5 protein-coding genes are annotated in these 7,734 nt (G+C 69.7%); 3 read left to right on the top strand and 2 right to left on the bottom strand.

From position 1 onward, the window contains the following. Positions 1-2,860, bottom strand: a 2,860-nt coding sequence (locus tag ACO1BR_RS34915; protein ID WP_426799126.1) for a type I polyketide synthase, incomplete at its 3' end; no start/stop codon positions are given. A 528-nt stretch (positions 2,861-3,388) separates the two neighbouring features. Continuing rightward, positions 3,389-4,180, bottom strand: a complete 792-nt coding sequence (locus ACO1BR_RS34910; RefSeq protein WP_426799125.1) for a DeoR/GlpR family DNA-binding transcription regulator — start codon at positions 4,178-4,180, stop codon at positions 3,389-3,391. Positions 4,181-4,444: 264 nt separating this feature from the next. Here ACO1BR_RS34910 and ACO1BR_RS34905 point away from each other — a divergent pair, with 264 nt between their 5' ends. The 3 genes from ACO1BR_RS34905 to ACO1BR_RS34895 are packed head-to-tail and all read left to right on the top strand — an operon-like array spanning position 4,445 to position 7,669. Continuing rightward, entirely contained in the window at positions 4,445-5,815 is a 1,371-nt protein-coding gene (locus ACO1BR_RS34905) for an ABC transporter substrate-binding protein (protein ID WP_426799124.1), read from the top strand. A gap of 31 nt (positions 5,816-5,846) precedes the next feature. Further along, entirely contained in the window at positions 5,847-6,791 is a 945-nt protein-coding gene (locus tag ACO1BR_RS34900) for a carbohydrate ABC transporter permease (RefSeq protein WP_426799123.1), read from the top strand. Continuing rightward, positions 6,791-7,669 carry a carbohydrate ABC transporter permease gene (locus ACO1BR_RS34895; RefSeq protein WP_426799122.1) on the top strand — a complete coding sequence of 293 codons (879 nt, stop codon included), beginning with the start codon at positions 6,791-6,793 and terminating at the stop codon, positions 7,667-7,669. The genes ACO1BR_RS34900 and ACO1BR_RS34895 overlap by 1 nt, the downstream gene beginning before the upstream one ends. Positions 7,670-7,734 lie beyond the last annotated feature (65 nt).

Genomic DNA, 7,734 nt, shown 5'->3' with positions numbered 1-7,734 from the left:
CAAGGCTGCCGGCACCCGAGCCGTTCGACCCGGTTGTCTCCCCTCCGCCCTCCCCGTCGTCGGCGGGACTCGCCGCCGACCCCGCGGTGGACGCCGGCTCGGCGTCCGTCTCCTCGGTGTCGAACACACCGTCCGGAGCGGATTCGCACGGGCTGGTGAAAAAGGCGAACTCCTTGTCCAGCGAAAGGGGCCTGGTGAAGCGGTCGCCGAACAGGGCGTCGTACCTCACCGGTGCGCCCAGGACATACGCCGCCCCGATGGCGTGCAGGAGGCCGGAGAGCGACGGGCTGTCCGTCTCCAACGACAGCACGGGGACGGTCGGGGCGATCTCGCCGACCAGTCCCCGCAGTACCCGGCCCGGACCGACCTCAAGGAACAGGTCGACGTCGGGGGCGAGCCCGGCCACCGCCTCGCTGAACCGCACGGGGTTCACGACCTGGCGGACCAGCAGTCGCCGGATGTCGGTGTCGGGGGCCAGTGGCTCCCCGGTGACCGTTGACACCATCCTGCGGCGCAGCGGTGTGAACGCGACCTCCGCGAGATGGGTTCCGAACGCCGTGGCCGCCGGGGCCACAGCCTGGGAATGGAACGCGTGCGACACGGCGATCCTGGTTGCGCTGTGCCCCTGGAGCGCCGCGCGTTCGCACACCCGTTGGACGGCGTGGGCCGGACCGGAAACCACCGACTGCGTGGGACTGTTGTAGCCGGCGATCACCACCGGCTCACTCGCCAGCAGCGCTGCGACCGGTTCCGGGGCGGCCGCGATGCTCGCCATGGCCCCGTTGCCGTCACTCGCCTCGGCCATGATGCGGCCCCGTACCGCGGCGATGTCGAGCAGGGCGCCCTCGTCCATCGCGCCGGCCCAGTGCAGTGCGGTGAGTTCGCCCAGGCTGTGGCCGACGGCTCCGACCGCCTCGATCCCGAGCGTGTCGAGGACCCGGAGGCCGGCCACACACGAGGTGACGATGCGGGGCTGGGCGACCGCCGTCGCCACCGGATCGTCCGCGGTGGGAGGTTGGTTCGCGCGGTAGAGCTCGTCGACGCTGGCGAAGCGGCGACGTAGTGCTCCGTCGTTCCCGCGACGCCCGGCGCCCTGCCCCGGGAAGAGGAAAGCGGTCCGCGGCGGCGAAGTGGCGTCGCCGATGAAGACGCCGGCGTCGTCGTCGATCACCGCACTCCTGCCGCTTTCCAGCAGGGTGAGCAGCCTGCGGAAGCGCTCGACTGTCTGTTCGGGCGAGTCGGCGACGATCGCCGCCCGCAGCGGCCCGCCGCTCAGTTCGTTTCGCAGGGTGGCGGCAAGGTCCGACAGCTCGGCGAAGGACAGCCGCGCACTGAACCCGGCGAGTCTTCCGGCCCGTTCCCTCAACGTGGTCGCGCTGTCGGCATCGAGCAGCAGCAACTCGCAGTCCTGGCGGGAGCGTTCCAGCCTCCGGGTGACCGTGCCGAGCTTCGCCTTGCGCAGGCCGTCGGCGTGTTCGACGACGACGTGGGCGTTGATACCGCCGAAGCCCATCGAGGAGACGCCGGCTCTTATGGGGGCGTGTGGCGGCCAGGGCTCGGCGGTGGCCGGCACCCGTATCGCAGGCCGCTCACCGGTGAGTTCCGGGTGGGGCTGGACGTGACTGGTGGCCGGGGGGATGACCTGATGGCGCACCGCCAGGATGGCCTTGATCAGACCCGCTGCGCCTGCCGCCGACTTGGTGTGCCCTAAGTTGCCCTTCACGGTGCTGATCGCCACCGGCGGCGCCGCGGGGTCGGCCGCGCGGCGTGCCTCGGAGAAGGCCCGCAGCTCGGTGGCATCGCCCACGGCGGTCCCGGTGCCATGGCCCTCAAGGTAGGAGACGGAGTCGATACCGAACCCGGCTCTCGCGTAGGCGCGTTCCAACGCCAGTCGGTGGCCCCTCACCTCGGGGCGGGTGATGCCCCCCTTGCCGTCCGACGAACTGCCCCAACCGGCGATGGTGGCGTAGCGGAAGCGCTTCTGGGCCAGCGCGTCGGTGTCGCGCATCAGCACGAGCATGCCGCAACCCTCGCCGGGCCAGAAGCCGTTGGAGTTCCGGTCGTAGACCCGCATCTCTCCGGTGGCGAGGGCACCGGTCTTGGCGAAGCCGATGACCTCGAACGGGTCGATGCTCAGGTCGACTCCGCCGGCGATGGCGACGTCCAGTCGGCCGCCGGCCAGGGCGTCGCATGCCACGGACACCGACAGCAGGGAGGAGGAACAGGCGCCGTCGACGGTGAATCCGCCACCGTTCACGTCGTAGTGGTTGCAGATCCGGCCCGCGATGGTGTTGGCCAGGCCACCGGCGAGGGTGTCCTCGCCCACCGACGGAAACGGGCTCTTGTAGCGCTCTTCGAGCTCCGCGAGGAAGGACGCGATCAGGTTGCCGTCCCAACCCCGTTCCCGCAGGGCGGCACCGACGCAGCGACGTACGTAGGGCCACCGCAGCCGCATCAGATTCGCCCTGGAGAACTCCCCGCCGAGGGTGTTGCCGATCACGACTCCCGTGGTCGTCCGGGGAAGTCCGCTTCCGCCGCCGAATCCCGCGTCCTCAAGGGCGCGGTCCGCGGTGTCCAGCGCCAGCCAGTGCGTCATGTCGGTGGAGCGGTAGGTGCTGCCGGGGACGCGGTGTTTCACCCGGTCGAAGGTGAAACCCTCGATGACCGCGGCCTTCGGCGAGTAGAACCGGTCGGGAGCCTTCGGGTCGGGTGAATGGTAGTCGGCGAGGCGCATGCGCTCGTCGGGCAGACGGCGGAAGGCCCTGCGGCCGGCCAGGACGTTCTGCCACAGCTGATCGGGGGAATCGGCGTCCGGGTAGCGGCACGCGATGCCGACGACAGCGATTCGCGGGTGGTTCATGCTGGGGACCACCTCCGTTCCAGTCGGGTAGCTCTTGCTGCGTGCGGGGTGAAGGGTGGTGACCGGGCCCGGACGATCGGCGTGTGTGCGCCAGGTGCCGCGGCCCGAAACGGGGCGGGCGGTGCCTCCCGTCGGAGCCGCCGCCGGTCGGGACCGGCATGGGGGTGGGTTTTGCGGACGGCGTGGAAAGCGGTGCCTGGTCCACGGTCATCACCTTCTCCGCCGGTGCTTGAATCGTCGGTCCGCCGGGAGCCGTTGATAATGGCCGACGGGGCAGCCACACGGGCGGCTTCGCAGGGACGATCGGGCAGGTACCCGGCGACGCCACTCCCGTTCCGTGCCGGGATCGACGTCCTACCCTCGCCCCCTCCGCGGACTGCGCTCCAACTGCCCGCGCAGGAACGGCTGTTCACCGAGGAAAAGCCCCCGCCCAGGTGTCGGGCGGGGGCTTGCGCAGGGGACCGATCCCCCCTCACTGAAGGCAGTTGGCCAGGCGGCGGGTCCGGCGGCGGCCGTGGACGGGGCGGCTCACTCGCGGAGGTCGACCGTACACACCTCCACACCGAGGTCCGCGATGCTCCGCACCTCGTCGGCGGGAGCGGCGGAGTCGGTGACCAGCAGGTCGTAGCCGCTCACATCGCCGTACGCGTAGGTCGCGGTGCGGCCGAACTTGCTGTGGTCGGCGGCGAGGACGACACGCTCGGCCGTCCGCACATACGCCTCCTTGTTGTCGGCGTACTCGCGGATGGGGTGGAACAGGCGCCCCTCGCTGATGGAGGTGGCGGTGAGGAAGGCGATGTCGGCCCGTACGCGTTCCAGCTGCCGGAGCGTCTCCGGTCCCGCGCAGGACTCGAAGTCCGGGTAGTAGCGGTCGCCCAGCAGCGTCACCTGTACGTCCGAACCGTTCAGCAGGTACGCCACGCGCAGCGAGTTGGTGATCAACCGCAGCCCCTCCACCTCGCGGAGGCGGCGGACGAGCGGGAAGAGGGTGGAGCCGCAGTCGACCAGCACCGTGCCGCCCGGGGTGACCTGGTCGGCCAGCGCCTCGGCCATGGCCTCCTTGATCGCCACGTTGGAGTGTTCGCGGAAACGCAGCGCGCTCTCCACGGTGACGGTGGGGAAGGCGGACGCCACCCCGCGCCGTTTGCGCAGCAGCTGCCGTTCCTGGAGGTTGTCCAGGTCCCGGTGCATGGTCATCAGGCTCACCCCGAGGCGCTCGGCGAGATCGCCGATCCGGACCTCGCCCTCGTCCGTCACCTGGCGCAGAACCAGCTGACGGCGCTCCTCCACCTCGGCCTCCGAACCCCGGCTGGGTCGCATCCCGTACCCCCTCGCTTCCGCTGTGCGGCCCCCGCCACACCCCCAATCATCACACACTCTCTGAGAAGTTATTGAAATTATCCGAGATGCGATTCAAGATGCTGACCAACAGGCCGCCGGCTACCCGAGGGCGGGACGCCCCTCACAGCCGCGGCCGCCCGGAGGTCCTCACCCACCACCCCGATCAGCGCGCGACCGGTAGCGCGCATGGCCTTCCCCCTCCCCCGTGCAGTCCCCGTAGGGGGCGACAGCAAGGAGAAAAGGATGCGAATCCGACGAGCAGGGCGACGTGCCGTGGCTGCGGTCGCGTCGATCGCCGCTGTGCTGCTGTCGGCCACGGCGTGCGCAGGAGCCGGCGCGATGAGCGGCGGCTCCGCCTCGGGCACCACCATCACCGTGGCGATCGTCGCCAACCCGCAGATGCAGGACGTGGAGACCCTGACCTCGTCCTTCGAGCGCTCCCACCCCGGCGTCCACGTCCACTACGTCACCCTCCCGGAGAACCAGGCACGCCAGAAGATCACCGAGTCGGTGGCCACCGGCAGCCACGAGTTCGACGTGGTGATGATCAGCAACTACGAGACGCCGATGTGGGCGCGCAACGGCTGGCTGGCCGACCTCCAGCCGTACGCCGACCGCACACCGGGCTACGACCCGAACGACCTCATCGGCCCCGTCCGCGCGTCCCTGTCCTCCCACGGCGACCTGTACTCGGTGCCCTTCTACGGCGAGTCGTCGTTCCTGATGTACCGCAAGGACGTCTTCGCCGCCCACCACCTCACCATGCCCGCCCATCCGACGTGGACCCAAGTGGCCGCTCTGGCAGACAGGTTGAACGACCCGGCCCACCACATGGCCGGCATCTGCCTGCGCGGCGTCCCCGGCTGGGGTGAGAACCTGGCGCCGCTGAACACCGTGATCAACACCTTCGGCGGCCGCTGGTACGACCCGCAGTGGAACGCCCAGCTCACCTCACCCCCGGTGCAGAAGGCGGTCGGCTTCTACACCGACCTGCTGCGCCGCGACGGCGAACCGGGCGCCCCCACCGCCGGATTCACCGAGTGCGGTACGGACATGGCCCAGGGCACCGCGGCGATGTGGTACGACGCCACCTCGGCGGCCGGGTCACTGGAGGACCCCACCAGCAGCAAGGTCGTCGGCAAGATCGGATACGCGCCCGCCCCGGTCGAGAAGACGGCGTCCTCGGGCTGGCTCTACACCTGGTCGCTGGCCATCCCGAAGACCAGCGCGCACCAGCAGGCCGCCTGGCAGTTCATGTCCTGGGCGACCTCCAAGGACTACATCAGGCTGGTCGGCGAGAAGCTGGGCTGGTCGCGGGTACCGCCGGGCAGCCGGAACTCCACGTACCGGATCCCGCAGTACCGCAAGGCAGCCGCCGCCTTCGCCGAACCGACCCTGCACGCCATCAGCAGCACCGATCCGGCGCACTCCACGGTGGAACCCGTTCCGTACACCGGAGTGCAGTTCCTGGACATCCCCGAGTTCGAGGACCTGGGCACCCGCGTCAGCCAGCAGGTCACCGCCGCCATCGCCGGACAGCAGTCGGTGCCCGCCGCGTTGGCGCAGTCCCAGCAGTACGCCCAGACCGTCGGCCGTACCTACCAGCACCCCTGACCCGGACCGTCCACACCAGAAGGGAGGCGTCATGGCGACCCACGCCCCACCCCGTCCCGGGCCGATGATGCCCGGAGCGCGACCATCCGCGACGGCACGCCGCGAGGCATGGCAGCGCCGTCTGCCACTGGCACCGGCACTGCTGTTCATGATCGTCGTCACACAGATCCCGTTCGTCTTCACGGTGCTCTTCTCGTTCCAGTCCTGGAACCTGGTACGCCCCGGATCCCAGCACTGGATCGGGCTGGGGAACTACGCCAACGTCTTCACCGACAGTGCGTTCCGCAGCGCGCTGTTCACGGAGATCGAGATGACCCTGCTCGCCGTCGCGATCTCCATGGTGCTCGGCATCGGCCTCGCGGTGCTGCTGGACCGCGGGTTCCCCGGCCGGGGCGTCGTCCGCACCCTGCTGATCGCCCCGTTCCTGATCATGCCGACCGTCGCCGGGCTGCTGTGGAAGACCACGATGCTCGACCCGGTCTACGGCATCGCCAACTACCTGCTCCGGCTGGTCGGCGTCGCGCCCGTCGATTTCGTCAGCCGCTTCCCGATGGCCTCGATCGTCACCGTGCTGGTGTGGCAGTGGACGCCGTTCATGATGCTGATCGTGCTCGCCGGACTGCAGAGTCAGTCGGGCGAGGTGCTGGAGGCCGCACGCGTCGACGGAGCCGGGCCCTGGACGACCTTCCGCGCGATCACCCTGCCGCACCTGCGCGCCTACATCGAACTGGGCGTGCTCCTCGGAGCGATCTACCTGGTCAACACCTTCGACGTCATCTTCATGACGACGCAGGGCGGGCCGGGGACGGCCACCACCAACCTCCCGTACTACCTCTACCAACGTGCGTTCCTCGGCTTCGACGTCGGGCAGGCGTCCGCGCTCGGCGTGGTGACCGTCGTCGGCACCATCGTCGTCGCCTCGGTCGCCCTGCGCATGCTGTTCACGGTGTTCTCCACGACCGAAGGGAGGGCGTGATGACCACCGCCCCCGCCACCCCTGCCGACACGGCAACCGCGCGTACCGCGGTACGCGGCCCCCTGCGGCGCCTGTTGGGTACCGCGTCCTGGACCGCAGGCGCATGGCTGGCCGGACTGGTCTTCTTCTTTCCCGTGCTGTGGATGGCGCTCACGGCGTTCAAGCAGGAGTCCGACGCCTACACGACCACCCCGCACCTCGTGTTCTCGCCGACGCTCGGCCAGTTCAAGGCGGTGTTCGACAGCGGTATCGGTCCGTACCTGGCCAACTCGGCGCTGGCGACCGTGCTCTCCACCCTCCTGGTCCTGGCGCTGGGCGTCCCGGCGGCCTACGCCCTGTCGATCAGATCCATCCGCAAATGGCGGGACGCGCTGTTCTTCTTCATCTCCACGAAGATGCTGCCGGTGGTCGCGGCGATCATCCCGATCTACCTCGCGGTGCGCGATCTGGGTGCGCTGGACAACGTCGGCACCCTGATCGTGCTGTACACCGCGATGAACCTGCCGATCGCGGTGTGGATGCTGCGCTCGTTCTTCCTGGAGGTCCCCCGCGAGGTCCTGGAGGCCGCCCGGGTGGACGGTGTCACACTCCGCCAGGAGATCACCCGGATCATGCTGCCCATCGCCGCTCCCGGCATCGCCGCCACCGCGCTGATCTGCGTGATCTTCTCCTGGAACGAGTTCTTCTTCGCGCTCAACCTGACGTCGGTGCGGGCGGCGACCATGCCCGTCTTCCTCGTCGGCTTCATGACCAGCGAGGGCCTGTACTGGGCCAAGCTCGCCGCCGCCGCCACCCTGGCCTGCCTGCCCGTGCTCCTGGCCGGCTGGCTCGCCCAGAAGCAACTTGTCCGCGGCCTGTCGATGGGAGCGGTCAAGTAAGGCCCTGCCGTCCCGTCTCCCGTTGGCTCCATTGGAACTCCGTCGGAAAGAGGAAGAGTGAGGAA

The sequence above is a fragment of the Streptomyces sp. YGL11-2 genome, from assembly GCF_050054615.1.
GTDB lineage: Bacteria > Actinomycetota > Actinomycetes > Streptomycetales > Streptomycetaceae > Streptomyces.
The sequence above is the reverse complement of the archived record's forward strand: the minus strand, read 5'-3'. Positions and strand labels throughout refer to the sequence as shown.

Excerpts from the sequence above, each read along its gene's own strand:
- ACO1BR_RS34910 (WP_426799125.1), bottom strand. The coding sequence starts at position 4,180 with ATGCGACCCAGCCGGGGTTCGGAGGCCGAGGTGGAGGAGCGCCGTCAG.
- ACO1BR_RS34905 (WP_426799124.1), top strand. The coding sequence starts at position 4,445 with ATGCGAATCCGACGAGCAGGGCGACGTGCCGTGGCTGCGGTCGCGTCG.
- ACO1BR_RS34900 (WP_426799123.1), top strand. The coding sequence starts at position 5,847 with ATGGCGACCCACGCCCCACCCCGTCCCGGGCCGATGATGCCCGGAGCG.
- ACO1BR_RS34895 (WP_426799122.1), top strand. The coding sequence starts at position 6,791 with ATGACCACCGCCCCCGCCACCCCTGCCGACACGGCAACCGCGCGTACC.